The organism is Lactobacillus gallinarum DSM 10532 = JCM 2011 (assembly GCF_001434975.1).
GTDB classification, from domain to species: Bacteria; Bacillota; Bacilli; order Lactobacillales; family Lactobacillaceae; genus Lactobacillus; species Lactobacillus gallinarum.
This window is the reverse complement of record NZ_AZEL01000066.1, coordinates 1-210: the sequence shown is the minus strand read 5'-3', so window position 1 is coordinate 210 and position 210 is coordinate 1. Positions and strand designations below refer to the sequence as shown.

At 31.9% G+C, this 210-nt stretch carries 1 protein-coding gene; it reads left to right on the top strand.

Annotated features, from left to right (window positions below):
- Nucleotides 1-57: 57 nt before the first annotated feature.
- Nucleotides 58-210 (top strand): MerR family transcriptional regulator (locus tag FC37_RS08455; RefSeq protein WP_156400674.1); only part of this gene is annotated, 153 nt, incomplete at its 3' end.

The following is a 210-nucleotide window of genomic DNA, read 5'->3' as shown; positions in this document are numbered from 1 at the left end:
ATTATAGAAATATTTGCCATAATATTCATTAGAAAGTTAAACATGGAAGTGAATATTATGACAATTTTAAAACCTAAAGATGTCGCTGATCGTTTAGGAATAACCACTAGAACCCTCCAAACATGGGATCGAAAGGGTATTTTTAAAGCTAAGCGCTCTCCTACTAATCGCAGATTCTATACAGAAGATCAAATAAATCAATATTTGAGC